The organism is Nocardia tenerifensis NBRC 101015 (assembly GCF_000308715.1).
Taxonomy (GTDB): Bacteria; Actinomycetota; Actinomycetes; order Mycobacteriales; family Mycobacteriaceae; genus Nocardia; species Nocardia tenerifensis.
On record NZ_BAGH01000262.1, the window covers coordinates 1 to 23561 of the forward strand.

At 67.6% G+C, this 23561-nt stretch carries 29 protein-coding genes; 15 read left to right on the forward strand and 14 right to left on the reverse strand.

The window, feature by feature from the left end:
• The coding region (locus ON39_RS20220; protein ID WP_218006173.1) for a hypothetical protein at nt 1–329 on the forward strand (329 nt) is incomplete at its 5' end.
• Between the two features lie 221 nt (nt 330–550).
• Here the strand turns inward: ON39_RS20220 and ON39_RS20225 are convergent.
• Nucleotides 551–1501 (reverse strand): GlxA family transcriptional regulator, encoded by a 951-nt coding sequence (locus tag ON39_RS20225; protein WP_040736617.1) that lies wholly within the window; start codon nt 1499–1501, stop codon nt 551–553.
• Between the two features lie 82 nt (nt 1502–1583).
• On the opposite strand from ON39_RS20225, the gene ON39_RS20230 reads away from it, so the two are divergent.
• The 4 genes from ON39_RS20230 to ON39_RS20245 all read left to right on the forward strand — a co-directional run bounded on the left by ON39_RS20230 (nt 1584) and on the right by ON39_RS20245 (nt 3764).
• Nucleotides 1584–2519 carry an NADP-dependent oxidoreductase gene (locus tag ON39_RS20230; RefSeq protein ID WP_211336494.1) on the forward strand — a complete coding sequence of 312 codons (936 nt, stop codon included), beginning with the start codon at nt 1584–1586 and terminating at the stop codon, nt 2517–2519.
• A gap of 73 nt (nt 2520–2592) precedes the next feature.
• Nucleotides 2593–2799, forward strand: a complete 207-nt coding sequence (locus tag ON39_RS20235) for a DUF5988 family protein (protein WP_040736649.1) — start codon at nt 2593–2595, stop codon at nt 2797–2799.
• A 117-nt stretch (nt 2800–2916) separates the two neighbouring features.
• Entirely contained in the window at nt 2917–3273 is a 357-nt protein-coding gene (locus tag ON39_RS20240) for a metalloregulator ArsR/SmtB family transcription factor (protein ID WP_040736618.1), read from the forward strand.
• Nucleotides 3270–3764, forward strand: coding sequence for an SRPBCC family protein (locus ON39_RS20245; RefSeq protein WP_040736619.1), 495 nt, complete (start codon nt 3270–3272; stop codon nt 3762–3764). Before ON39_RS20240 ends, ON39_RS20245 begins: the two co-directional genes overlap by 4 nt.
• Before the next feature lie 52 nt (nt 3765–3816).
• Here the strand turns inward: ON39_RS20245 and ON39_RS20250 are convergent, their stop codons facing one another.
• Both ON39_RS20250 and pdxT read right to left on the reverse strand, forming a co-directional pair.
• Nucleotides 3817–4569, reverse strand: a complete 753-nt coding sequence (locus ON39_RS20250; RefSeq protein WP_040736620.1) for a YebC/PmpR family DNA-binding transcriptional regulator — start codon at nt 4567–4569, stop codon at nt 3817–3819.
• A 103-nt stretch (nt 4570–4672) separates the two neighbouring features.
• The gene (gene pdxT, locus ON39_RS20255) at nt 4673–5317 is read right to left on the reverse strand and encodes a pyridoxal 5'-phosphate synthase glutaminase subunit PdxT (protein ID WP_051186836.1); all 645 of its coding nucleotides are present in this window, start codon (nt 5315–5317) and stop codon (nt 4673–4675) included.
• 105 nt (nt 5318–5422) lie between these two features.
• Between pdxT and ON39_RS20260 the strand changes: the two genes are divergently transcribed.
• Entirely contained in the window at nt 5423–7204 is a 1782-nt protein-coding gene (locus ON39_RS20260) for an APC family permease (protein WP_040736621.1), read from the forward strand.
• 112 nt (nt 7205–7316) lie between these two features.
• On the opposite strand, the gene ON39_RS20265 is transcribed toward ON39_RS20260, so the two are convergent.
• Nucleotides 7317–8135, reverse strand: a complete 819-nt coding sequence (locus ON39_RS20265; RefSeq protein ID WP_040736622.1) for an acyl-CoA thioesterase — start codon at nt 8133–8135, stop codon at nt 7317–7319.
• 181 nt (nt 8136–8316) lie between these two features.
• Here ON39_RS20265 and ON39_RS20270 point away from each other — a divergent pair, with 181 nt between their 5' ends.
• The gene (locus tag ON39_RS20270) at nt 8317–8919 is read left to right on the forward strand and encodes a nucleoside/nucleotide kinase family protein (protein WP_040736623.1); all 603 of its coding nucleotides are present in this window, start codon (nt 8317–8319) and stop codon (nt 8917–8919) included.
• Between the two features lie 69 nt (nt 8920–8988).
• Here ON39_RS20270 and ON39_RS20275 read toward each other — a convergent pair whose 3' ends face one another.
• From ON39_RS20275 to ON39_RS20300, 6 genes are all read right to left on the reverse strand, one after another.
• Nucleotides 8989–9720 carry an SDR family oxidoreductase gene (locus tag ON39_RS20275; protein WP_040736624.1) on the reverse strand — a complete coding sequence of 244 codons (732 nt, stop codon included), beginning with the start codon at nt 9718–9720 and terminating at the stop codon, nt 8989–8991.
• A 267-nt stretch (nt 9721–9987) separates the two neighbouring features.
• On the reverse strand, nt 9988–10788 hold the full coding sequence (locus ON39_RS20280; RefSeq protein WP_246003200.1) for a WKL family lipoprotein: 801 nt from the start codon (nt 10786–10788) through the stop codon (nt 9988–9990).
• A 22-nt stretch (nt 10789–10810) separates the two neighbouring features.
• A complete protein-coding gene (locus ON39_RS20285) occupies nt 10811–11698 on the reverse strand; it encodes a LysR family transcriptional regulator (protein WP_051186837.1) in 888 nt (295 codons plus the stop codon).
• A gap of 197 nt (nt 11699–11895) precedes the next feature.
• On the reverse strand, nt 11896–12798 hold the full coding sequence (pdxS, locus tag ON39_RS20290) for a pyridoxal 5'-phosphate synthase lyase subunit PdxS (RefSeq protein WP_281278379.1): 903 nt from the start codon (nt 12796–12798) through the stop codon (nt 11896–11898).
• Between the two features lie 251 nt (nt 12799–13049).
• The gene (locus tag ON39_RS20295; protein ID WP_040736628.1) at nt 13050–13403 is read right to left on the reverse strand and encodes a peptidase inhibitor family I36 protein; all 354 of its coding nucleotides are present in this window, start codon (nt 13401–13403) and stop codon (nt 13050–13052) included.
• Nucleotides 13404–13790: 387 nt separating this feature from the next.
• The gene (locus tag ON39_RS20300; RefSeq protein ID WP_051186838.1) at nt 13791–14447 is read right to left on the reverse strand and encodes a hypothetical protein; all 657 of its coding nucleotides are present in this window, start codon (nt 14445–14447) and stop codon (nt 13791–13793) included.
• Nucleotides 14448–14681: 234 nt separating this feature from the next.
• Here ON39_RS20300 and ON39_RS20305 point away from each other — a divergent pair, with 234 nt between their 5' ends.
• Nucleotides 14682–15614 (forward strand): NADP-dependent oxidoreductase, encoded by a 933-nt coding sequence (locus ON39_RS20305; protein ID WP_040736630.1) that lies wholly within the window; start codon nt 14682–14684, stop codon nt 15612–15614.
• 153 nt (nt 15615–15767) lie between these two features.
• Entirely contained in the window at nt 15768–16445 is a 678-nt protein-coding gene (locus tag ON39_RS20310) for an HAD-IA family hydrolase (protein WP_063713371.1), read from the forward strand.
• A gap of 192 nt (nt 16446–16637) precedes the next feature.
• On the opposite strand, the gene ON39_RS20315 is transcribed toward ON39_RS20310, so the two are convergent.
• Nucleotides 16638–17477 (reverse strand): helix-turn-helix transcriptional regulator, encoded by an 840-nt coding sequence (locus ON39_RS20315; protein WP_040736632.1) that lies wholly within the window; start codon nt 17475–17477, stop codon nt 16638–16640.
• 102 nt (nt 17478–17579) lie between these two features.
• Between ON39_RS20315 and ON39_RS20320 the strand changes: the two genes are divergently transcribed.
• Genes ON39_RS20320 through ON39_RS20330 form a run of 3 tightly spaced genes read left to right on the forward strand, consistent with a single transcriptional unit; the run spans nt 17580 to nt 19386 of the window.
• The gene (locus ON39_RS20320; protein ID WP_040736633.1) at nt 17580–17855 is read left to right on the forward strand and encodes an Atu4866 domain-containing protein; all 276 of its coding nucleotides are present in this window, start codon (nt 17580–17582) and stop codon (nt 17853–17855) included.
• Entirely contained in the window at nt 17852–18595 is a 744-nt protein-coding gene (locus ON39_RS20325) for an SDR family NAD(P)-dependent oxidoreductase (protein ID WP_040736634.1), read from the forward strand. The genes ON39_RS20320 and ON39_RS20325 overlap by 4 nt, the downstream gene beginning before the upstream one ends.
• A gap of 35 nt (nt 18596–18630) precedes the next feature.
• Nucleotides 18631–19386: an SDR family NAD(P)-dependent oxidoreductase gene (locus ON39_RS20330; RefSeq protein WP_040736636.1), complete on the forward strand. Its 756-nt coding sequence runs from the start codon at nt 18631–18633 to the stop codon at nt 19384–19386.
• A gap of 275 nt (nt 19387–19661) precedes the next feature.
• Here the strand turns inward: ON39_RS20330 and ON39_RS20335 are convergent, their stop codons facing one another.
• The gene (locus ON39_RS20335; RefSeq protein WP_211336493.1) at nt 19662–20207 is read right to left on the reverse strand and encodes an RBBP9/YdeN family alpha/beta hydrolase; all 546 of its coding nucleotides are present in this window, start codon (nt 20205–20207) and stop codon (nt 19662–19664) included.
• A 140-nt stretch (nt 20208–20347) separates the two neighbouring features.
• On the opposite strand from ON39_RS20335, the gene ON39_RS20340 reads away from it, so the two are divergent.
• Nucleotides 20348–20800 carry an Lrp/AsnC family transcriptional regulator gene (locus ON39_RS20340; RefSeq protein ID WP_218006174.1) on the forward strand — a complete coding sequence of 151 codons (453 nt, stop codon included), beginning with the start codon at nt 20348–20350 and terminating at the stop codon, nt 20798–20800.
• 159 nt (nt 20801–20959) lie between these two features.
• Nucleotides 20960–21277 (forward strand): hypothetical protein, encoded by a 318-nt coding sequence (locus ON39_RS20345; RefSeq protein WP_211336492.1) that lies wholly within the window; start codon nt 20960–20962, stop codon nt 21275–21277.
• A gap of 152 nt (nt 21278–21429) precedes the next feature.
• Here the strand turns inward: ON39_RS20345 and ON39_RS20350 are convergent, their stop codons facing one another.
• On the reverse strand, nt 21430–22074 hold the full coding sequence (locus ON39_RS20350; RefSeq protein ID WP_040736641.1) for a hypothetical protein: 645 nt from the start codon (nt 22072–22074) through the stop codon (nt 21430–21432).
• A gap of 281 nt (nt 22075–22355) precedes the next feature.
• Between ON39_RS20350 and ON39_RS51485 the strand changes: the two genes are divergently transcribed.
• Nucleotides 22356–22940 carry a hypothetical protein gene (locus ON39_RS51485; RefSeq protein WP_373283710.1) on the forward strand — a complete coding sequence of 195 codons (585 nt, stop codon included), beginning with the start codon at nt 22356–22358 and terminating at the stop codon, nt 22938–22940.
• Between the two features lie 133 nt (nt 22941–23073).
• Here ON39_RS51485 and ON39_RS20360 read toward each other — a convergent pair.
• Nucleotides 23074–23561: pentapeptide repeat-containing protein (locus tag ON39_RS20360; RefSeq protein ID WP_040736644.1), on the reverse strand; the 488-nt coding region annotated here is incomplete at its 5' end.

The window sequence follows — 23561 nt, forward strand, 5'->3', positions numbered from 1 at the left end:
CCGAAACCCTCACCAGCGCCGAAACCACGCTGGCCCCGGACGGCAGCCAGGAGATGTCCCAGTTCACCGAGGGACCGTTCGTCCTCGCCACCGACCAGACCTTGAAGACTGTCCAAAAGCTTCCCCAGCTCTCGGCTGCCGGCTTCGAGCTTCGGCTGCTGCGCATCCCCGCCCTCTACGTGATGGCACTGTGGCTGCACGCCCCGATGGCCGACCTGCTCGTGCCGCTGGCCCCGTCACCGATCGGTAAGGAAGGCAAACCCGTCCCCTCGGCGCAGTTCCTTTCCGAACTCGCCGAACTGGCCCACGCTGCGAGCCCGCCGGCGTGAGGAATGATCGCGTAGCCGGTTCGACGCGGCAGCACACCGGACGCTCGAGCTCGGCACTGTCGATCTGAGGATTCTCGATTGCCGCAAGCCGCGCTGACCGTTTCGGCCAGCGCGGCTTGCACCATTCCCGGAACGTAGGCAATTTCGGCCGGCCGACGGCGAAGCGATGATGCGGACTCACTGCTGACGAGCAGTTAGCAAGGAGGACAACGCGTTTCGCGTCATATCGGCGTCTGCGTGAACGTGCGCCGATACACCTGTGGCGACACGCCGATCGCCTCGTGCAGATGCTGGCGTAACGAGGTCCCGGTGGCGAAACCGACCTCGCCCGCGATGCGATCGACCGTCATGTCGGTCGACTCGAGCAGGTGGCGGGCGCGGAAGAGGCGCTGCTGGATCAGCCAGCGGCCGGGGCTCATGCCGACCTCCTCGCTGAAGCGGCGGGCGAAGGTGCGTTTGCTCATGCGGGCCTGGGCGGCGAGTTCATCGACGGTGAGGGGTAGGTGGAGGTTTTCCAGTGCCCACTGCCGGGCGTCGGCGGTGCCCGTGGAGGTGGACGGCGGAATGGGCTGCTCGATGTACTGCGCCTGCCCACCGTCGCGCCACGGCGGCACGACGCAGCGCCGGGCCACCGCGTTGGCGACCGCGCTGCCGTGGTCGCGCCGCACGATGTGCAGGCACAGGTCGATGCCCGCGGCGGCGCCCGCGGAGGTGAGCACGTCATCGTCGTCGACGTACAGCACGGCGGGGTCGAGGCGAACGCGCGGGAACGTGCGACGGAACAGGTCGGCCTGATGCCAGTGCGTGGTCGCGGGACGGCCGTCGAGCAGGCCGGCGGCCGCCGCCACGAAGGAGCCCGTGCAGATCGCGACGAGCCGAGCGCCGGGCCGCATCCGGGCGAGCGCGTCGCGCACCGGTTGTGGCAGGTCACCGCCGAGGGTCATCCGGATGTCGCAGGCGGGCAGGACCACGGTGTCGGCGGTGTCGAGAATGCCGCTGTCGTGCTCGACGGCGATGGCGTAGTCCGCGCTGGTGCGCACCGGCCGGCCGTCGAGCGAGCAGGTGCGGACCTCGTATCTGCCTCGCGCACTGCCGAATACGCGATTGGGGATGCCGAGTTCGAACGGGTAGACCCCGTCCAGGGCCAGCACGACGACGCGATGCACCTTCATGGCACGATCATATCGAATAATGGCAATCGTGCCATTTTCCGGCGACCGTCGAACCGGCAAGCTCGGTGCAATGAGCGAAAACATGCGTGCGATCAGTCAGCACACCCTCGGCGGTCCGGAGGTTCTCACCGAGGTCCGGCTCACCCGGCCCACGCCCGGCCCCGGCGAGGTCCTGATCCGGGTGCGCGCGGCCGGCCTCAACCCGACCGACTGGAAGCATCGCGCCATCGCCGGGCTCTTCCTGCCCGCGCCGCCCTTCGTGCTCGGCTGGGACGTCTCCGGCGAGGTCGCCGAGACCGGCATCGGCGTGACGCTGTGGCAACCGGGCGACGAGCTCTTCGGCATGCTCCCCTACCCGAACGGCCATGGCGCACTGGCGGAATACGTCGTCGGCCCCGCCCGCGCGTTCGCCCGCAAGCCCGCCGCGCTCGACCATGTCCAGGCCGCGGCGATCCCGCTCGCCGCGCTCACGGCCTGGCAGGCGTTGGTCGACACTGCCGAGTTGCGGGCCAGGCAGCGGGTGTTGATTCACGCGGCGGCGGGCGGCGTCGGACACTTCGCCGTCCAGATCGCGAAGGCGCGGGGCGCCTACGTCATCGGCACGGCCAGCGCGCCCAATCACGAGTTCCTGCGCGGACTCGGCGCGGACGAGGTGATCGACTACCGCACCACCGACGTGGCCGAGGCGGTCCGCGACGTCGACACGGTGCTGGACTCGATCGACGACGACAACAGCATCCGGTCGCTGCGCACGCTGCGCCCGGGCGGCCTGCTGGTCACGTTGCGCGCCTTCGGCGCCGTCGACCTCGCTGCGGAGGCGAGCAAGCTCGGCGTGCGCGCGATCCGCATGCTGGTGGAAGACGATCACGCGGGCATGCGCGCGCTGGCCGAGCTCGTCGAGTCCGGTCGGTTGCGGCCGACGATCGCGGGCAGCTTCCCGCTGACGGACGTCGCGAAGGCGCACGCATTGGGCGACACCGGCCGGACCGTCGGCAAACTGGTCGTCACCGTGCCCTGACGCCGAAGATTTTTCCGCGCGGCGCTTCGGTGAATCCACGAAATCGGGGTGGTGACGCTTCTACCATCCGATGATGAGCACTGTTGTGAAGGCTGTCCTCGAGGGCGGGCCGAAAGACATGCCCGCGCGAATCGTCCCCATCACCCCGCCGGGGATCGAGTTGAAGGTCCCGTTCAAGGGTGGTTACGAACACTTCAAGGTGACCCGCAAGGAGCAGGACACCCCGGAGGGGCGGTTGCCCGTGTACGAGTGGTCCAGCCGGACCGAACTCGCGGAGTGACGCGCGAATAAATCGTCCAGTGCGGCCGGTCGGATGATCGACCGGCCGCCTTTCCCGCGCTCGCGGACGCCAGGACAACTATGGACAAATGCGTAACCACTTAGTTACGCTTTGGCCGTGGACGAAGTGGCGAGCGCGATCGCGGATCCGGTCCGGCGGGAGATCCTGACGCTGCTGCACGGAACGCGGCTCACCGCGGGCGAACTCGCGGGCCGGTTCGAGATCAGCAGACCCGCGGTCAGCAGGCACCTGCGGGTGCTGCGCGAAAGCGGCCTGGTCCGAGCCGAACTCGTCGGCAGGCAGCGGTACTACGCGCTCGATCCGGCGCCGCTCACCGAGCTCGCCGAGTGGATTGCCCGCTTCGACACGGCATCGGCGTGGGAGCACAGACTCGACGCCTTGGAAACCGAGGTCTACCGGACGCGTCGCGAACACCGCCGCGCACCCGGCGATCGCAAGGAGAAGACCGGATGACCAACCGCCCCACCGGACGCCTCGACCGCACCGACGGCAAACGCGACCTGATCCTGACCAGAACCTACCGCGCGCCGATCGAGGACGTGTGGGCCGGCATCACCGAATCCGACCGCACCGCACGCTGGTTCGGCCCGTGGAAGGGCGAGCCCGGCCCGGGCCGGACCATCCAGGTGCAGATGGCCTACGAAGAGGGCGAACCGTGGTGCGACGCGCGCATCGAGGTGTGCGAACCGCCGCGCCGACTCGCGATCACCACCGTCGACGACTACGGCTCCTGGCACCTCGAGGCCGTGCTCACCGAGACCGGCGGCACCACCGAGCTCGTCTTCACCCACCACCTCGAGCCCGAGGCGCGGATCGCGGAGGTCGGTCCGGGCTGGGAGTACTACCTGGACGCACTGGGGGCGGCCCGCACGGATGCGGACCGCCCCGATTTCGAGGACTACTACCCCTCGATGAAGCAGTACTACGAAACCCTGCCGGACTGAGTCCGACGTTCACCGAGACGCCCGGCGGCCCGCACGAACGCGCGGGGCCGCGCTAGTCGTCCAGCTGCGCGAGGATCTCGTCGGAGATGTCGACGTTGGTGTAGACGTTCTGGACGTCGTCGCTGTCCTCGAGCGCGTCGACCAGCTTGATCACCTTGCGGGCCCCGTCGGCGTCGACCTCGACCGAGACCGACGGCTGGAAGCCGGATTCGGCGGAGTCGTAGTCGATCTCAGCGGCCTGCAGCGCCTTGCGCACGGGGATCAGGTCGCCCGGCTCGCTGATGATCTCGAAGGAGTCGCCGAGGTCGTTGACCTCCTCGGCGCCCGCGTCGAGCACGGCCATGAGGACGTCGTCCTCGGTGAGGCCGTTCTTCTCCAGCGTGACGATGCCCTTGCGGTGGAACAGGTAGGAGACCGAGCCCGGGTCCGCCATGTTGCCGCCGTTGCGGGTCATCGCGACGCGCACCTCGCCCGCGGCCCGGTTGCGGTTGTCGGTGAGGCACTCGATCAGCACCGCGACACCGTTGGGGCCGTAGCCCTCGTACATGATGGTCTGCCAGTCGGCGCCGCCGGCCTCTTCGCCGCCGCCGCGCTTGCGCGCACGCTCGATGTTGTCATTGGGCACCGACGACTTCTTCGCCTTCTGAATGGCGTCGTAGAGCGTCGGGTTACCTGCGGGGTCACTGCCACCCGTGCGGGCCGCCACCTCGATGTTCTTGATCAACTTGGCGAAGAGCTTGCCGCGCTTCGCGTCGATCCCCGCCTTCTTGTGCTTGGTGGTGGCCCATTTGGAGTGGCCGCTCATTCCCTACTTCCTTCAGGTCGATGGCACGTTGGTGTGTGTACCGTACCGGCCCGGCCGGAGGTACAACTTCTCCAGCCTACTCGGGCGGTCGTCGCCGCCTGAACTACGCGTCCCGCACCAGGTCCACGAACATGCGGTGCACCCGCAGATCGCCGGTGACCTCCGGATGGAACGACGTGGCGAGCACGTTCCCTTCCCGCACTGCCACAATGCGTCCCGCGAACGGACCGTCGGGCACCGTCGCGAGCACCTCGACGCCGTCGCCCGCGCGTTCCACCCAGGGCGCCCGGATGAAGACCGCGCGCATCGGGCCGTCGTCGAGCCCGGCGAAGTCCAGGTCCACCTCGAAGGAGTCGACCTGGCGGCCGAAGGCGTTGCGGCGCACCGTCATATCGATGCCGGACAGGTGCTTGGCGTCGGGCCTGGTGTCGAGCACCTCGTCGGCGAGCAGGATCATGCCCGCGCAGGAACCGAAGGCGGGCATGCCATCTCGCAGTCGCGCGCGCAGCGGCTCGAGCAGTTCGAAGACCTCGAGCAGCTTGCTGATCGCGGTCGACTCGCCGCCGGGCAGCACCAGCGCGTCTACCTCGGCCAGCTCGGACGGGCGTCGCACGAGCACGGGCTCGGCGCCGCAGTGGGCCAGGGCCGCGAGGTGTTCCCGCACGTCGCCCTGCAGGGCTAGCACGCCGATGGTCGGGCCGGTCGGCGCGAGGTCGGCGGTGGGGGCGGCGACCGGGGAAGCGTTCACCCCGCCGAGTTTACGAGCCGCCGGGGTGTGGGCCTGCTCACGGTCGGCGTCAGGGTTCCGTCAACGGACGGGTCCGGGCGGTCGGCGCGGGTCGACACTCACAGGGTGATTGCTGTGTTGCCGCGTGCGGAGGTGAAGGCCGGCCGCCGGGGACTCACCGTGCCGACCGGGTTGGCCGGTCTGTCCCTCGACGCGATGGCGTCGGTTTCCTACGGCCCCGAGGCGATTGTGCTGGTGCTGGCCACTGCGGGCGGGGCGGGGCTCGGCCTCACCCTGCCGGTGACGCTGGCGATCGCCGCGCTGCTCGCGGTGCTCGTCGCGTCGTATCGGCAGGTGATCGCGGCCTTTCCGAACGGTGGCGGGGCGTACGCGGTGGCGAAGGCGCATCTCGGGCCGCGCACCGGCCTGGCCGCCGCCGCGTCGTTGATCGTCGACTACGTGTTGAACGTGGCGGTGTCGATCGCGGCCGGTGTCGCGGCGTTGACCTCGGCGTTTCCCGCGTTGCTGCCGTACACGGTGTGGGTGTGCGTCGCGATCCTGGCCGGCATCACGGCGTTGAATCTGCTCGGGATCACCGAGAGCGCTCGCGCGTTCATGGCGCCGACCGTGGTGTTCGTGGCGGGCATCGGCGCGGTGATCGTCGCGGGGCTGGTGCGGTCCGAACCGGCGAGCGTCAGCGCGGGGACCGCGACGGTGCTGGACATGCGCACCGTCGGAGTTCTGTTGCTGCTCAAGGCTTTCTCCAGTGGCTGTGCGGCGCTGACCGGTGTCGAGGCGATCGCCAACGCGGTGCCCAGTTTCGCGGCGCCGAAAGTCGTTCGCGCGCAACGCGCGGAGGTCGCGCTGGGTGCGTTGCTCGGCGCCATGCTGATCGGGCTCGCGGTGCTGATCGAGAAGTTCGAGGTGCGACCGGTCGACGGCACGACGGTGCTCTCGCAGCTGACCGAGGCCGCGCTCGGGCACGGAATCGGTTACTACATAGTCCAATTCGCGACCGTCCTACTGCTGGCGCTGGCCGCCAACACCTCCTACGGCGGGCTGCCGACGCTCACCAAGATCCTCGCCGACGACAACTGCCTGCCGCATCGTTTCGCGGTGCGTTCGCCGCGCGAGGTGTACCGCTACGGGGTGCTCACCCTCGCCGTCGCCGGCGGCGTGCTGTTGGTCGCCGCCAACGGCAAGATGAACGCGCTGGTGCCGCTGTTCGCGATCGGCGTGTTCGTCGGATTCACCATCGCGCAGGTCGGCATGGTGCGGCACTGGCTGCTGACGAGGACCGCGGGCTGGCGATGGCGGTTGGCGCTCAATGGATTCGGTGCCGTCCTGACCTGTGTCGCCGCGATCGTCACCACCGCAATGAAATTCACCGAGGGCGCCTGGTTGATCGTGCTGATCCTGCCCGCGCTGGTGGTCGGGATGGAGCGCATCCGCGACACCTACGGCAGGATCGGCGCGGTCCGCCGCTCCGACGAGGTTCCGCCGCCGCCGCGGGCGCGCGACGCCGTCATCGTGGTGCCGGTGTCCGAGGTCTCCGACCTCAGCTGCGAGGCGTTGTCCGCGGCGCTATCCATCGGCAAAGACGTTGTGGCGGTGCATGTTTGCCTGCCCGGCGAGTCGGTCAAGGCGTTCACCAAGGCGTGGGAGGCGTGGCACCCCGACGTGCGACTGGTACTGCTGGAGGACGGCGACGCGACGGTCGGCGGGCCGGTGGCGTGCTACGTCCGGGAGAACTTCGCGGGCCGGCGCAAGGTCGTCGTCATCGCCGAGGTCGATCCCCCCGTCGGCTGGAACCGCGTCCTGCCCAGCCACCGCAGCGATGAACTCGAACGCGTGCTGCGCCGTATGAACGACACAGTGGTCTGCCACCTGCGTGTCCAGGTGGGCTGAAGCCTGATCGAAGTCAGGCGGCCGTGGTGGTGCGGGTCGGCCACACTCGCACCACCACGGTCGACAAACGCTCGCGGCGCCTCCTCGAGGCAGGGCGCGATGTCGCCCGCGGTCAGTCGCGAAGGTTGCGGATGAGGCCCTCCTGGACCACCGCCGCCACCATCTGACCATCGCGGTTGAAGATCTTGCCGCCGGTCAACGCCCGGCCGAAGCCCGCGGACGGCGACGACTGGTCGTAGAGCAGCCAGTCGTCGGCGCGGAAGGGGCGCAGGAACCACATGGCGTGGTCGAGGGAGGCGTTCTGCGTCTGCTCGTCGGGGTGGGTCACCTTCGAGGAGCCGAGCAGGGTCATATCGCTCATGTAGGCGAGGGTGCAGACGTGGAACAGCGGGTCGTCGGGCAGCGGGTGCCGGTAGCGGAACCACACCTGCTGCTGGGAGACCACCCCGTCGCGGCGCGTCACCTGCTCCTGCGGCACCGTCCGGATGTCCCAGTGCTCCCACTCGCGCATCGCCCACAGGCGCTCGGGGCTCATCGTGATGCTGGCGTCGGGGAGCTCGTCCGGCGACTGGACCGCGGGCATCTCGTCCTGATGCTCCGGACCCTCGTCGCCGATGTGGAACGACGCCGACATGGTGAATATCGCCTGACCGTCCTGCACACCGGTGACGCGGCGGGTGCAGAACGAGCGGCCGTCCCGTATCCGCTCGACGAGGTACACCGTCGGCTGGTCCGGGTTGCCCGGCCGCAGGAAGTATCCGTGCAGCGAATGCACCTGATACCGCGGCTCGACCGTGCGCACCGCCGACACCAGCGCCTGACCGGCGACCTGTCCGCCGAACGTGCGCGGAAGCTGAGTCTTCGTGGACGCCCCACGAAAGATGTCACGCTCGAGCCGCTCTATCTCCAGCGCCTCTTCGATTGTCGCCATGGGCTGAGATTAACGCGCCGGGCCTGCCGGGTCGCCCTCGGCCGTCGGGTGCTCGACCTGCGGTGGGATCCCGGTCACACGACGGACCAACGCGCATGGCCGGGCCGTTTATGTCTGATCACACTCGGCCTTGCGCATACCGCCGACGACGCCCGTGCCCGCGGTTTGCTCTGATGGAGCTGTGCCGCAGTTCGTTCCGATCTCCCAGGCCGCCCTCGTCGAGCGTCTCGTCGAGGGCGTTCGCGCGCTGCCCGGCTATCGCGTGGTCGCGATCGACGGGGCCGACGCGGCTCGGCCAGTCGACCTCGCCGAGCGCGTCGCCGCCGGCCTGCGCGATACCGGGAGGGCCGCCGAGGTGGTGCGGCTGCATGATTACGTCCGGCCCGCGTCGCTTCGTGTCGAGTTCGGGCGCGACGAGGTCTCGTATCGCACGGTCTGGTTCGACTACGAGGCGCTTCGGCGTGAGGTCGTCGATGCGCTGCACAGTGCGGGGCGTTGGCTGCCCGCGCTGTGGGACGAGGTGACGGATCGTTCGGCCCGGGCCGCTATTCGGTCCGCTGCGGACGGCACGGTGCTGATCGTCGCCGGGCCGATGTTGCTGGAGCGGTATCTCGAGTTCGATCTGTCCGTGCGTCTCGAGATGTCGGAACAGGCGTTGCGGCGGAATACGCCGGATGAAGATCGCTGGACGATTCCCGCTCTCGTCGCTGGTGAGAACGGCAGCGAGCCAACGTTTTTCGTTCGATGGGATCATCCGGATCGCCCAGCGCTTCGTGTCGATTGAGGCTTTCTTCGCTTTTCGCTCTCGTCGGGAGCAATGCGTTAGATGCGCATATCTACCTAACGAGATGTATCAGACCAGCCGCTGACCTCCATCGACGTGCAAGACGGTGCCGGTGATGAACGGGTTGCGCATGACGGCGAGCATGGCCGCCGCGACCTCGGCCGGCTGGCCGATGCGCCCCACCGGAAGACGGTCCGCGAGTTGCTGGTGGCGCTCGGTTTTGGCCGCGCCCGCGATGGTGTCCCAGATCGGCGTGTCGATCCAGCCCGGGGAGACGACGTTCACGCGGGTCGGGCCCATCTCGACCGCCAGGGCGTACGCGAGGGACGCGAGCGCGCCGTTGGCGGCGGCGACGATGGACGAGCCCGGACCCGGGCGGTAGGCGGCGATGCCGGAGGTGAAGGTGAGCGAGCCGCCGGGCGTGATCCTCGCGTGCTTGGCGAGCAGAGCGGGCCCGATCAGCTTGGCGTCCAAGGTCTTTCGGGCCAGCGTGAGATCGAACGAGGCGATCGGCTGGTACACGCCCTCGACGTCGACCGCGGTCGTGACGACGTGATCGATGAGTCCGGTTTCGCCGAACAGCCGCTCGATATCGGACTCACTGGCGATATCGGCGACGATCGAGCGCAGCTTGCCCGGCCCAGCGGGCAAGCTGCGCTCCGCGTCAGCGAGCCGGTCAGCCGAGCGACCGGCGATGACGACCTCGGCGCCTTGTTCCACAAGTGCGGTGGCCAAAGCCAATCCCATGCCCGAGCTGCCACCGACGATGACGACCCGCTCTGCTGCTGTGCTATCTGTCATGCCTCCACTCGACCATCGCGCCGACCGAGTGTCCATGTCGCACTTCCGAATCGGCGTTAGGCCGGCGCTAACGCCGCAGGTACACCGCGTGCCCGTCGACCCGCACCATCACCTGCACACCTACTGGTCACCGCATACGAGTCATGCGCCCGGCCTGCGCCACCGAGTCCGAAGTGCTCGGCGGGCGCTTCGTCGGCGTGCTGGTTCCGGGCCACCGACTCCGCTATCGCACTGTCGCGCATGGGCTTTGAAAGCGTCCGGCGGGTGTCAGCTGGCGCAGGCCGGGGATTGGAGGTTGAGGGCGCCCAATGCGTTGCAAGCCCAAGACTTTTGGACCTTCCATTTGCCGCGGTCGAGCACGAACGGCACGTCTACCGGGTTCTCCGTGCCGTTGATAGTGAATTTGCCCTGGGCGCTGACGGACTCGCCGAAGGCGGTCACACCGGTGATCTCAGCCTTGGCATTCGCATCCTTGTACGCCTGCGCGAGGCGGTTGGGCAGTTCGGGGTCGGCTTCGATGCCCTGCACCAGATCCAGCTTCTGCGCGCTGGGGACGGACGGGTCAAGGGCCTTCTGCAGCAACGCGTTCAGCTCTTCGACGGTCGGCGGTGCGGGCTGATTCGCGTTGGCGGGCGCGCTCGTCGTGGTGCGGGACGGCTTCGGCGAATCCTTCTTGTCGTCGCTCCCGCAGGCGGTAAGGCCTAGTGCGGCGACGACGGCCAACCCTGCGATCGCTGTGCGTCCGGTCTTGCGAAGCTTCAACTGCTCGTCCTTTGCGTTCGGCTGGTACATCGACGGTGATGCGGCGCGAGCTACCGACGCGATGGTCGACAGGCATCGAAAGGTGAAGCTACCCAGCGCAATTGTGAGAACAGTAAGACGATGGTGTGGAGCGGAGAAGAGTCGCGCGGGCATGGTGCCGAGAACCTCGGAAAGGGTTGACCGACAGGCGTAGTCAGCGTGCGAGGTGCGATGGTGCGTCGCTGTCAGTGCATCCAAGAAACCGGGCGGACAGGCGTAATCAGGGTACGGGCGGCTGCCATGGTGCGTCGCCGTCAGTGCGTCCACGAAACCGGGCGGACAGGCGTGATCAGGGTACGGGCGGCTGCCATGGTGTGTCGCCGAGCAGCACGCTGACGAGGGTCCGCACAGCCGGATTGCGGACCGGCACGCGCCAGATCGCGGCATAGGTGACGACCAACGGCCCGCCGCACAGTGGTCGCCAGGCGAGGCCGGGCCGGTCGGCGGGGCGCGAGGTGCTGAGCCCGATCACGTCCGGGCGCAGCGGCAGCATCGCGACCATTTGAGCGTGGCCCATGGCGCTGTCGCTGAGCCGCACGTGGGCGCCGCGGTCGCGCAGCGCGCGCAGCAGTTCGTCGTGCAGTCCGGCGGCCGATTCCCTGGCGAACATGACCAGTTCCTGATCGGTGAGGTCCGCGGGCTCGATCTCGTCGCACTCCGCCAGCGGGTGCGCGGCGGACAGCAGAACGCCGAGTTCGTCGTGGGCCACCGGGTGCTGGGCGAATCGGCTCGGCAGGGCGACCGGGGCGCGCACGAGCGCGAGGTCGACCTCGTCGTCGTCGAGCAGCCGGACCTGGTCGGCGGTGGTGCCGCCGGTGAGCACCATGCGCGTGCCGGGCGGCAGCAGTTCCTCGATTCGCGAAGGGAGCCAAGGGGGTACGCCGTTGAGCAACCCGAAGCGGAGCACCGGCGCGCCCGCCGCGGACGCGCGCCTGGTCTCCCGAACCGCCGCGTCCACCGCCCGCAGCGCCTCCTTGCCGGTCCGGAACAGCACCTCCCCCGCCGCCGTCAGCTCCACCCGCGGTTCCCGGCTGAGCAGCGGCCCACCCATCTCCCGCTCCAGCACCTTGATCTGCTGACTCAGCGTCGGCGTCGAGATGAACAACCGCTCCGCCGCCCGCCGGAAGTGCAACTCTTCCCCCAGCACGACGAAGTACCGCAACTGCCGCAACTCCACGACCTACACCCAGCCCTCATCCACAGAAGTCAGCCTTCTCGATACACACCCGGGCGCGACGAGCCGACCCCACATCGCCGCCCTCGGTACCGAGACCGTCGGCTGCCCGCCAGCGAATCCACAAGGTCCCCAACGCGCACGAGCAGGGACTCCGCTGAGTCCCTGCTCGTGATGGCTTTTCTATCGCCCGCGGAAAATCACCAACCGCGCTCGGCGAGGCGGTGATCGACCGGAAGCTCCTCGACGTTGATGCCGACCATGGCTTCGCCCAGTCCGCGCGAGACCTTGGCCAGCACGTCGGGGTCGTCGTAGAAGGTGGTCGCCTTGACGATCGCGGCGGCGCGCTCGGCCGGGTTGCCCGACTTGAAGATGCCGGAGCCGACGAAGACGCCCTCGGCGCCGAGCTGCATCATCATGGCCGCGTCGGCCGGGGTGGCGATGCCGCCCGCGGTGAACAGGACGACCGGCAGCTTGCCGGTCTCGGCGACCTCGCGCACCAGCTCGTAGGGCGCCTGCAGCTCCTTGGCGGCGACGAACAGCTCGTCGGCGGGCAGCGAGGAGAGCTTGCGGATCTCCTGGCGGATCTTGCGCATGTGCGTGGTGGCGTTGGACACGTCGCCCGTGCCCGCCTCGCCCTTCGAGCGAATCATGGCCGCGCCCTCGGTGATTCGGCGCAGCGCCTCACCCAGGTTGGTCGCGCCGCACACGAACGGCACCGTGAAGTTCCACTTCTCGATGTGGTTGGTGTAGTCGGCCGGGGTGAGCACCTCGGACTCGTCGATGTAGTCCACGCCGAGGCTCTGCAGGATCTCCGCCTCCACGAAGTGGCCGATGCGCGCCTTCGCCATGACCGGGATGGAGACCGCCTCGATGATGCCGTCGATCATGTCCGGGTCGCTCATCCGGGACACGCCGCCCTGCGCGCGGATGTCGGCGGGCACCCGCTCCAGCGCCATCACCGCGACCGCGCCGGCGTCCTCGGCGATCTTGGCCTGCTCCGGGGTGACCACGTCCATGATCACCCCGCCCTTGAGCATCTCGGCCATGCCACGCTTCACGCGGGCGGTGCCGATGGTCTGAGTGGTCTCGGGCGTCGTCACGGCAAACTCCTGGGTCATCTGCGCCAATCGGGGTCGCAAGGGATTGAATCGACCCAATTCTAGGCGGGCCGCCCAGGCCACTTGATAGCCAGTCGGAGATGACTGGCCTTGTCATCTACCTGGGACTTCCGTCCACCTACGCCTCGACTGGACCGCTTCGCGCCATCATCATGCCCTTTCTCAGCGTCCCGCTAATTCCCAGCGTGCCTCTCGGTCCGTGGACAGCGGGACGCTGATCGCGTCGGATCGGGTCAGGCCGCCTTCACCGAGTGCACCTGGGTGGCGACATCGGCCGGAATATTGCTCTGTTGCCCGGGGCCGCTGCGGAAGATGACGCCGCCGCGATAGTTGTACTCGGTGAACCCGTCCCAGAATCGGCCGGTGCGGTTCCACAGCGAATAGGCTTGGCCGTCGATATTCTGCAGGCGGAGATCGGTGGAGCCGAGGCGGAAGTAGGCGATTCGCCCGCCTCCGTTGGCGGCGCTGAAGAGGCAGAAATTCCCATCCGGGCAGCGGTCGTACCCGGTGGCGGCTTGGGCGGGGGCGGCCAGGCCGGATATGCCGAGGACCAGCAGTGCCGTCACGGTGAGTTCGCGCAGTCTCATCGTCTTCTCCTACTTCTCGAGATCCCCTGTGACACAGGCGATTCAGTGAGTCGAAGGTATAAGTCGGCGTATATCGCCGGCGTATCGAAAAGCCCATACGCGCTGACAACAATTCGCCGCCGATAATGCCTGCCCGCGACGCAGAACCCGTGGGTCGGTGGTGTCCCCGGCACCCCAGCCCGCAATCGAAGACCCCACAAGGGCTTTGCCCCTCGAGATCGAACAGCGACGCGGCCGCTCTCGAACCCACTATCCCCGCGACTCGCGAGCGGCAATTCGTGGTATCAGGCCGGGCTCACCGAAGTGCTCACACGTCCGCTCGGTGCCGAAGTTTCGATCTCTACTCGCTTACCCAACACCGTTGGCTACCAGCAGTTTTCAACGCGCTCATACCGATTTCAGGATGTTCTTCGAGGTCGACAGCCGCCTCTCCCGAGGGTGGTCCACCACTGCACTCAGCCGCTCCAGTGCGGTGGCCCACGGCCGTGCGGCGAGCACTGGAATACCGTGTGCTTCGGCGCTCCCGGCCAGCCAATCGCCGTAGCGCGCACTGATTTGCGCCCTGGTGCGCTGCTGGCCCCGCTCCGGTTCCCGCCTCAGATAATTGGCGGCCAGCTGATCGGGGTCGGGCTCATGCAGGAACACCGCGCGGACCCGGTGGCCGACCTCTTGCCCGGCGAAGAAGTCCTGCGCGGCGAGCGCGGGAAGTAGATAGTCGCCCTCGATGACGACCGGAGTATCGGTTTCCAAATGATTGCCGACCACTGCGTCCAATGCAGGTCGCAACGCCTCGGCAATCGCGATCTGCAACTCCACGACGTCCGGAACCGGAATACTGCCGGGATCGGGATGGGTATCCCAGTAATGCAGCATCGGTTGCTGGTCCGGGGTTGTCATCTTCTGCACTGCAAGGACCAGATCGTCCACTTCGACCAGCGGTACGCCATAACGCCGGGCGAGCGGGTAGCTGAGTTGGCTTTTGCCGGTACCCGATGCGCCACCCAGTAGTAGTACCTGCCAGTCACGCTCACGTGGTCCGTTCACGGGCGCACAGTCTGCCCGACCGGTTCGAGCCCGTCACCCCGATATCGGCCGCACAAAGCGTCCGGTTCCAGAAGCGGGGGTGCGAGGGTCGGGTCCGTCGAAGGGCTGCTCACTGGTGAATGATCGCGGTGGCATCGAAGCGATAGGTCCGACACACGGAGGTGTCGAGGCTGCGATGCACGGCTCGGTGAGTCGGTCATGCTGGATGTCCGACCACCGAGGAAGAAGGTAGCCGTGCGTGTTGCCGTGGCCCAGGAGTTGACCGGGATCGAGAGTGTCACTGTCGAGGAGTTGCCGCCACCGCCCGACCCCGGCCCCGGCCAGGTGCTGATCCGCGTCCACTGCGCGGGCGTGGGCCCGTGGGATGTGGGAATGCTGGGCGGAGGGTTTCCCGGGACTACGGTGCCGTTCGTTCCGAGCCAAGAGGTCTCCGGTGTAGTCGAAGCGGTCGGGGCGGGCGCCGAAGTCCAACCGGGACAGCGGGTTTACGCGACGACGTTCCCGACCGGCGGCGGGCTCGCCGAGTTCGCGCTCGCGGATTCCGGCCGGGTGGCCGCGATGCCTGCCGACACGGATTTCGCGGCAGCGGCGGGGCTGGTGATCGCAGCGGGAACCGCACACGAAGGGCTCATCGACCGAGGACGGTTGCGGGCTGGGGAATCCGTCCTCATTACCGCCGCCTCGGGCGGAGTCGGCAGCTGCGCGGTGCAGATCGCGGTAGCCGTGGGCGCGCGTGTCCTGGGTGTGGCCAGCCTCGGCAACCACGGTTATCTACGGAGCCTGGGTGCCGCGGCGGTGTTCGATTATCACGATCCCGACTGGGCCGGACAGGTCCGCCGCGCTGTGCCGGGAGGCATCGACCTGTTGTTCGACGGCGCCGGGGGCCAGACCCGCGACAGCGCCCTCACCACAATCCGAGACAACGGCCGCGCGGTGTCGATCATCGCCCAGGATCCGATGGGTGAGTTGGAGCGCGGGATCACCGGGGACACTTTCGCCGCACGCGTCGACCGGCAGCGCCTCGACGCGCTGACCGCCTTGGTCGAGTCCGGCAAGCTACATCCGACGGTCGAGGCCGTGTTCCCGCTCGAACAAGCCCCTGAAGCGCTCGCGCGCGTCGCTGGTGGACACACCCGCGGCAAGCTCGCGGTGCGGCTCGTGCCGTAGCGGCGGTCGGTTGTGTCTGCTCACCGGCACTCGAGCAGTCCGGTTCGGTGCCGGGGTCCGGCAACTCCGAACGCCCTTGGGAGTGCTGGGCCGGGCACAGCCCCGAGGCCTTCCGACGGCGGCCCGCTGGCTGATCATGGCAGAGTGGGCACCATGACCGCGGACCCGGCGCAGGAACAGCACGACATCGATATCCCTTGTGAAGCGGTACTTTTCGATTGCGATGGGGTCCTGGTCGATTCCGTCGACAGCGGTGAACGCTCCTGGCGGCAGTGGTCCGGCGAGTACGGACTGGACCCCGCGCTGGTACTCGACGGCGTCCACGGCCGCCGCTCCGCGGAAACGGTGGCCCTGTTCCTGCCGCCCGACCTCCATCGCGACGCCCTCGCCAGAATCGATGCCATCGAGATCGGGCAAGCCGTGGACACCCGGCCGATCGCCGGCGCGCGGCAGTTGCTGGGTCAGCTCGTCCACCCCTGGGCGGTGGTGACTTCGGCCTCGGCACCACTGCTGGCGGCCCGGTTGACCGCGGCCAGCTTGCCGACACCGCCGGTCTTGATCACCGCCGGCGAGGTTCGGCTGGGCAAACCGGATCCCGAGGGCTACCTGCTGGCGGCGGACAAACTCGGCGTGCCGATCCAGGACTGCGTCATCGTCGAAGACAGTGCTACCGGCATCCGAGCCGCTGCCGCGGCCACGCCGTATCGGATCATCGGGGTCGGCGAGGCCGCGAAGGACAGCGCGGCTGATCTCGTGGTCCGCGATCTGACGGGTATCACTTCGACCTCAACCGGACTGCGTGTCCAGGCCGCCGCGTTGTCGCGCGCCTGAACCGCGCCATCTGGGAGCGGTATCTGCCGAGATCCTGGCCGAAAAATTCGATGGCGGGCGCGCTCGGCCCTTGCTACCGCGCCCGGGTACGGACGACTCCGCGAAACATCAACGGCCCGAGGTGAACTCGAGCGTTTTCAGTGCGCGCTCATGCCGATCATGTGATGACTGTGCCATGGGTTGGCGGGGCGGTCAGGTGTCGAGCGTGCGTGCGTGCGTGGTGGCGTGGAGGCTGCTCAGCAGTGCGAGGGCGTGGGCGCTGGGTGTGGCGGGTTCGGCGTGGTAGATGATCAGTTGTTGGCCGGGGGCGCCGCGCACATCGAATGCCTGGTAGGTGAGGGTGAGCGGGCCGACATCGGGGTGCATGAGGTGTTTGGGTTCGCGGGTCTTGCCGCGCACCTGGTGGGTGCTCCACAAGACGCGGAAGGGCTCGCTGCGCTCGGTGAGTTCGGCCAGCAGGCTAGTCAGAGCGGGGTCGTGGGGGTCGAAGCCCGCGGCTACTCGCAGGTTTGCCACGGTGGCTTGGGCGGTCCAGTCCCAGTCTGCGTAGAACTGTCGCCCGGCGGGGTCGAGGAAGGTCATGCGAGCGAGGTTGTCCACCGCGCGGAATGGTGAAAACAAGGCGGCGGCAAGGGTATTGGTGGCCAATACATCCAGGACGCGGTTGAGTACGAAAGCGGGGGTGTGCGGGTAGCCGTCCATGAGTTGCCGCAGTTCGGGGCTCACGGTCTGGGGTACGGAGGTGGATGTGCCGGGCGGACCGGCGCCCGCCAGCCGGTACAGGTGCTCGCGGGCGTCAGGGTCGAGATCCAGTGCGCGGGAGAGGGAGTCGAGCACTTGTGGTGATGGGTTGGTCTCTCGCCCCTGCTCCAGGCGGGTGTAGTAGTCGGCGTTCACCCCAGCGAGTACGGCAACTTCTTCGCGGCGCAGTCCGGTCACCTTGCGCCGGCCGGAGTAGAGCACGCCCGCGTCCGCCGGAGATCGTTGTGCGCGGCGCGCTCGCAGGAACGCACCCAGCTCGTCACTGGCCATAGCCACCAGCGTAGGTCGCGGTTCACCCGGTTGGGTGGGTGCGGTACACCCAGCCACCACACGTCCTGCCATCGCCTGTCTTCATCACCGACGCTGATCGGTATGACGAGCGATATCGACGTGGTCGGCATATGGGTCACCGCGGACGGGCACATCCGGCAGGAGTTGCGCGCCGACGGGCGCTACGACGAAGCGCGCGGCGAACGGCGCAGCGCTTACACCGGTCGCTACACGGTGACCGGGAACCACCTCGACTACGTGGACGACACCGGCTTCACCGCGACGGGCGACATCCGCGACGGCGTGCTCTATCACGAACATCTCGTCCTCTATCGCGAGTCCGCCGCTGCCGAACACCGAGAGCAGGCACGACGATGAGCCGTGAACTGGAGGGCAAGGTCGCGCTGGTCACCGGCGCCGCCCGCGGGGTCGGCGCCGCCACGGTCGCCTGGCTGCACGCCCGCGGCGCGCGAGTGCTGGCCACCGACCTTCGCCCCGAGGTGGATGATCTCGCTACCCGGTTCGACGGCGTATCCACCCTGGTAGGCGACGTGGCCCTGGAGGAAACCGCAGTGCGGTCGGTTGCCGCGGCGATCGACCGGTTCGGCAGCGTGGACATCTTGGTCAGCAATGCCGGCCGATCGGTGAACAAGCCGATCACCGAGACCACCGCGGCCGACTGGGACGAACTGATGTCGATCAACGCCCGTGGGTCGTTTCTGCACGCTCGAGAGGCGTTCCGGGTGATGCGCGAACACGGCGGGGGTGTGATCGTCACCGTCGGGTCGTTCGCCTGCACGGTCGGCCTGGCCGAGGCGGCGGCCTACAGCGCGTCGAAGGGGGCGCTGGCGCAGCTCACCAAAGTGCTTGCGCTGGAAGGCGGTCCGCACGGTATCCGGGCTAATGTCGTCGCTCCTGGTGTGATCGAGACCGACATGCTCGACAACTTCCGCGCCGACAGCCGGGAGTATCTACGTTCTTTCGGTGACGCCCACCCCTTGGGCCGCGTCGCTCAGCCCGGGGAAATCGCCGAGGTGATCGGTTTCCTGGCCTCGCCACGGTCCAGTTTCATCACCGGCGCGGTCGTCGCGGCCGACGGCGGCTACACCGCAGCCTGAATTACCAGCAATCACAACGAGAGAAAGAGCACCTTATGACTGGACGGCTCGTCGGCAAAGTCGCGTTGATCACGGGCGCGACCGGCGGCATCGGACAAGCTACCGCGGAACTGTTCGCCCGTGAAGGGGCCGGCCTGGTCGTCACCGACATCGCCCAGGACGCGGTGGAAGGGCTGGCCGCATCCCTGCACGCCGAGGGTGCCGATGTGCTGGCGGCCCGGTTGGACGTCTCTTCGCAGGAGAACTGGAGCGAGGCGATCGAACTGGCCCGGCGACGCTTCGGCCGCCTCGATGTCTTGGTCAACATCGCCGGCGTCGTGGACTGGCCCGGTATCGAGGAGACCACAAAGGACGCCTGGGACCGGGTGGTCGCGGTCAACCAGACCGGCACCTGGCTCGGGATGAAGACCGCTATGCCTCTGCTGCGCGCCTCCGGCAACGCCTCCGTCATCAACACCTCCTCGGTGCTCGGGATTGTCGGCAGCGGTGCCGCTGCCGCGTACCAGGCATCCAAAGGAGCAGTGCGACTGCTGACCAAGACCGCCGCCGTCGAATACGCGACCCGCGGCGTCCGGGTCAATTCCGTGCATCCCGGAGTCATCGCCACCCCGATGATCCAGGACCTGCTCGACCAGCAGGGCGACCAACAACCCGACATCGTGCGCACCCCCATGCGCCGCGCAGGCAGCCCCGCCGAGATCGCTCCTATGATGCTGTTTTTGGCCAGCGACGAATCCTCGTTCGTTACCGGAGCCGAGTTCGTCGTCGACGGCGGACTCACCGCACACTGACGGTCAGCCCGAAATGCACGCGGAGCGCCCGAACATCCGCACAAGCCACTCATCGCTCAAATCGACCCGCTCAGCACGAGCCCGCTTCATCGGATCTGTTGCTGTGCAACACATTGCATGCGGGCGAATATGACACTTCGGAATACTGAACATCCGCCACTCGAACTGGCCGACCTTGCGAACTGAGCGAGCTTTCGCAATCGTCCCGAGACGTCCGCTCGTGCCGAATGTCGTGCGCTCGGCGGCCATTGGGGGTCGCTCGCGCCGCAGCGCGTTCACTGATGGCCGAGTCCTGCGGTGAACACGGTGAACAGGTCGCGCCCGTCTTGCCAGGTACCGAGGTTGCTGGCGGAATTGATGTGGCCGAGACCGTGCGTGACGATGTGGTTGAGCCGCCACCTGGCTGCCAAGGCGGATGCGGCGGCTGAGGTGCAGTATTGGTCGTTGTCGCTCGACACCACCACGCCGGGCGGCTTCAGCGGCATGGTCGAGGTCGGCGCGAATCCGCGTGCGGCCGTGGGGAAGTTCGCGCCGGCGCTGTCGGGGGGTGCGACGAGGAACACACCGATCACAGCTTCAGTGCCGGGGCGGCGGCGGATCAACCATTCGGCGACTGCCAGGCAGCCGAGGCTGTGCGCGACCACTACCATCCTCCGGTAATCGTTGGCGTCGACGGCACGGTCGAGGGCATCGAGCCAGTCCTCGAGATCGGGCTCGCTCCAGGATGCGGGAGCGATTCGGGATGCCGCAGTGTCCCATTCGGATTGCCAGTGGCTCTGCCAGTGATCGGCATCGGAGTCATCGATGCCAGGAACGATCAATCGGTGCACTATCGTGGCCTTTCATTCCCCGAGTAGGGGGTGGCGCGGGCGTTTCGATCGACAACTCTGTGTGATTCATCCGCCGCTGTCACGGCAGGCTGATGGATAGAAGGCAGATGAGCGCACAAACCACGGCTTCATTGGACGCAACCGACCGAGCAATCCTCAGACTGCTGCAAACCGAGGCTCGCCTGGGAGTCACCGAGATCGGTCGCCGGGTCAATCTGTCCCAGCCCGCGGTCTCGGCTCGAATCAAACGTCTCGAACAATCCGGCGTCATCACCGGCTACCGCGCCGTGGTCGACCCGGCCGCACTGGGATTGAACCTGCACGCCGTTATCCGGCTACGCACCACCCACACCCACCTCACCACCGCTCTAGCCCATTTCGCGGAAGTCCCCGAGATCACCACCGTCTACCGGCTCACCGGTGAGGACTGCTTCTTCATCGACGTGTTCGCCGCCAACTCCGAAAGAATCGAGCAGATCGTCGACACCATCGCCCGATACGGTCCTGTCACAACCTCTCTGGTCCTGCGAACCTACGAAACCAAACCCGTATCACCACGACCAGACACCCCGAATCCCCTCTAACGCAGCACCCGCCAAACGCACTCAACTGCCGCGATCCGGCCGGTTCGCGGCGAGCCAGACGGGCTGAGGCGCAGGACGTCCGGAAATGCCGAATTGAGTATGGTGCAAGGTCTCGAGCCTGTTGTCCGACCTGGTCGGCCCAGTGCTTGGAGTGGACAATTGAGCAAAGTGAGCATGATGACTGATCCAAGCTGGCAGCTTGTTCGTACAGGTGAAATCATGGGGACCTTGACCCGGGACGCCGTCGACATGTTCTGGACGGACTGCATGTTCGAGCCTGGACCTGTGTGGCCGGCTCTGCAGCCGTTGTTCACTGCTTCCCGTAAGGCCTGGCAGCGCGGTGACTCGAGGGCTGCCGCCGAAGCCGATGAAGCGATACAGGCTCAGGGACTCGTCCTCGTACCGACGGATGGCGGGCCGCCGCTCAGAGAATTTCTCATCCGTATCAACGGCGACAAGGCCCGCTTCCGATACTGATCGCCGACGCGCTGGGAGTTCGGCGCTACGAACGCACTCAACTGCCGCTGCGCTGGCGTTGGCCGGCCGTCCAGAATTGTTGGTAGACAGGGCCTCCCAACGTGCGCTCATGCCGACAAGCGGACACCAGCGGTGCCGGTGGCACGGCACGTTCACTGCGATCCGCCGCGTAGACCGCCATAGACGCGCGCGACCCGCAACCTTGGTTGGTCAAAGCCCACAGCCTCTCCGGTATGGATCGCGATCAACGAATCCGGCCCTCGCCACCACATATCGGCAAGGCCGCGCACCTCGGGCACGGGTTCGAAGTCGCGGGGCGGCAAGTCATCGATCGCGTCACCACGAATTGTGCTGAGCTGTTGGGCCCAGGTGGACGCGTGGTGAGCCAGCGCGACCGATTCGATCCAGCCTTCGATGCTCGCGTGCAAAGGCACCCACCGGCCAGTGTCGATGCCGAATTCACCTGCGGGACCGATCAGGAAGTCGTAGGCCATCGACACACGCTGAATCCCCGCCTCGAACCACCCGACACGCTTGGACTCCTCCGCGAGCATGTCGCCCCACAGCATTTTCGGCCCGCCCTCGTAGTCCACAGATGGCGGCAGAACCAGTCCACCCCAGCGCCGCTGAAAATCGAGGACACGAGCGACTTGCGTTGCGGGAATACCGAACTCGAGCCACTGGCCCCTCAATTTCTCGAGGCTGGGCGATTCGACGCGAACACACTGCGCCGAAACGAACCACTCACCCCGACGCGTCAATCGCTCGGCCGAATCGATGACGGGCTGCATATCCACACGGCCGACAATAACCGTCTCGCGCGCACCTACCGCCTACTCCACGCACCTCGGCGGTCCCGTTCGTAGCGATCTACGGGCGGGACCGTTGCCATTGGAACGTCCTCTTCTGCCGCTTACGGGTCGCGTCGGACCGGTCCGGATCTCCGTCGGAATCATCAGGGATCCGCGGAGTCGCTAACCACGAGATACGTTGACCGCAACGACGAACGGCTTGACCCGAGGTGGTGGTCCTGGGTGTCGCGCGCGGCGGGGTTCGCCTGGCCTACGAGGTCGCGGGCGTGTTCGGCGTCGGTCTCGATGTCGCGGTGGTGGCCGAGTTGGTCGTGCCGGGTCGGCCGTGGCTGGTCTTCGGTGCGGTGGGCGAGGACGGGGTGCGTGCCCTCGATGACGACATGGTCGCGCGCGCATTGGTTTCCGAGCCCGAACGGGCGGCGGTGATCCGCGAGCAACACCACCAGTTGCACCGCCGCGCCACCGTATACCGCCGTGGTCGCCCGCGCCCGTCGTTGGCCGGGGCCACCGTGGTGATCGTCGACGACGGCCTGGCCACCGGTGCCGCCGCCCACGCGGCCTGCGCCAGCGCTCGCGCGCGGCGCGCATCGGGTGGTGTTCGCCGTCCCGTTCGCCGCCGGGCCAGCGATCCGCACCCTGGCCTCGGTCGCCGACCACGTCGTGTGCCTGCACGCCCGGCCACTGGCCGGGGCGATCCGCCCGTGATATCTGGACTTCACCGAAGTCACCGACCTCGAGGTCTGCGCCCTGCTCGACCGCGCAGAAGACCGTCTCACAACCTCCACCCTGGCAGGATGCCCGCCGTGACGACCGTGCGGCGGGCTAACAAGTGCGCGACCCCACACCCGTGACTGTACGAGAAAAGATCCGACAGGAGTTGTTGCACACCAACCATTTTCGACACGTTTGTTGATCACTGCACGGGCGTGGTCGACGTGGCGATTCGGTCCGGCCAGTGTCCAACAAACGAACGATTCCCGACACTCAAGGGGCGGGCGGTGCCGCCACGGTCGGCGGCCACTCGTGCGGTTCAACATTGGCGGGTTTGTGGCTGATGTTCTCGTCCCAGTCGAACACCGGGGCCGGAGGACCCCACCGGGCCGGGCCGGCAAATGAAACGGTCTCGGTACCGAAAGCCACCCCGCTGAACCAGGTGGCACCGGAGAAGGCGACGCTCGCGAACTCGGCGGTGCCGGAGAAGGACGCGCTCGCGAACTCGGCGGTGCCGGAGAAGGTGGCGGTGGAGAACCTGGCTGCGCCGGAGAAGGTCGTGCCGACGAACTCGGCGGTGCCGGAGAAACTCGCGCCGACGAACTCGGCGTCGCCGGAGAAACTCGCGTGGCCGAACTCGGCGGTGCCGGAGAAGGTCGCGTCGACGAACTCGGCGTCGCCGGAGAAACTCGCGCGGGCGAATTCGGCGTCGCCTGAAAAGGTCGCGGTGGCGAACCGGGCGGCACGGTAGAAGGTGGCGC

Coding starts and splice junctions, on each gene's coding strand:
- ON39_RS20225 (WP_040736617.1), bottom strand. CDS start 1,501: ATGAAGGTGCATCGCGTCGTCGTGCTGGCCCTGGACGGGGTCTACCCG.
- ON39_RS20230 (WP_211336494.1), top strand. CDS start 1,584: ATGCGTGCGATCAGTCAGCACACCCTCGGCGGTCCGGAGGTTCTCACC.
- ON39_RS20235 (WP_040736649.1), top strand. CDS start 2,593: ATGAGCACTGTTGTGAAGGCTGTCCTCGAGGGCGGGCCGAAAGACATG.
- ON39_RS20245 (WP_040736619.1), top strand. CDS start 3,270: ATGACCAACCGCCCCACCGGACGCCTCGACCGCACCGACGGCAAACGC.
- ON39_RS20250 (WP_040736620.1), bottom strand. CDS start 4,569: ATGAGCGGCCACTCCAAATGGGCCACCACCAAGCACAAGAAGGCGGGG.
- ON39_RS20265 (WP_040736622.1), bottom strand. CDS start 8,135: ATGGCGACAATCGAAGAGGCGCTGGAGATAGAGCGGCTCGAGCGTGAC.
- ON39_RS20275 (WP_040736624.1), bottom strand. CDS start 9,720: ATGACAGATAGCACAGCAGCAGAGCGGGTCGTCATCGTCGGTGGCAGC.
- ON39_RS20295 (WP_040736628.1), bottom strand. CDS start 13,403: ATGAGACTGCGCGAACTCACCGTGACGGCACTGCTGGTCCTCGGCATA.
- ON39_RS20310 (WP_063713371.1), top strand. CDS start 15,768: ATGACCGCGGACCCGGCGCAGGAACAGCACGACATCGATATCCCTTGT.
- ON39_RS20315 (WP_040736632.1), bottom strand. CDS start 17,477: ATGGCCAGTGACGAGCTGGGTGCGTTCCTGCGAGCGCGCCGCGCACAA.
- ON39_RS20320 (WP_040736633.1), top strand. CDS start 17,580: ATGACGAGCGATATCGACGTGGTCGGCATATGGGTCACCGCGGACGGG.
- ON39_RS20325 (WP_040736634.1), top strand. CDS start 17,852: ATGAGCCGTGAACTGGAGGGCAAGGTCGCGCTGGTCACCGGCGCCGCC.
- ON39_RS20330 (WP_040736636.1), top strand. CDS start 18,631: ATGACTGGACGGCTCGTCGGCAAAGTCGCGTTGATCACGGGCGCGACC.